The organism is Staphylococcus sp. EG-SA-2 (assembly GCF_017152085.1).
Genome location: NZ_JACYHC010001012.1, coordinates 1 through 816, shown reverse-complemented (window position 1 = coordinate 816; position 816 = coordinate 1). Strand labels below are relative to the sequence as shown.

At 30.4% G+C, this 816-nt stretch carries 1 pseudogene; it reads right to left on the bottom strand.

Going from position 1 to position 816, the window contains the following annotated elements:
* A pseudogene (locus IDG60_RS17265) lies at positions 1-816 on the bottom strand (S1C family serine protease); the annotation flags it as partial.

Sequence of the window (816 nt, the reverse complement as noted above, 5' to 3'; positions counted from 1 at the left end):
TTTCATTTTCAACTGTAACGACCGATTTAACTGTGTTATTGGCATTTTTCATCGTTGTCGTATATTTTTGAGCATCTGCATCATTATTATCATTCATGCGATCATTTTTGTTCACATTATTAAAAATAGCATTCAAAATAACAATTAGAATAATAATACCCATTAGAATAACTAATTTAGGCCAATACATCATCCAAAACTTTTTCAAAATGTCACTATAATTATTATTTGTAGCGCGCCCTTTGTTCAATTTTGATGTAGCCTTTTTTTGATTATTATTTGCCGATGTCTTTGCATTTGGTTTTTGACCGTTTAATTTATCATGGTCATTAATAGCATTATTTCTTTTTTCAGTGATACGATGAGATGCACTTGACTGACTTTGATATCCCACCGTTTCAGACGAGTCTGCATTTTGTTTATGTTTATCTTCAACATGAATTTTTTCATCAAGTTTTCGATCGTCATCTGTTTTTGATAATGATGGTGTATTGATATCATTATCAGGATTATCGTCAACAATATGATTTTCTCTCATGACGTTATCTTTATCATCACTTATCGATGGCATATGATGACTTAAATCATTTTCATAATTAGACTTGTCATTTTGTTCGCTATCACCATATGTATAGGTTTTTGTTTGCTCATTTTGACTTTGCTGTCTTTTCAATTTCTGTTCTTCCGGCAAAGTTAATGGCTTCTGATTATTTACTTCATCATCAGATTCCGACAATTTTGGTACTGTATTTGATTTGTCTGATATTACTTCAGATTTCAGATTACTACTTTTATTTCCATCTGAACTGTCTTTTT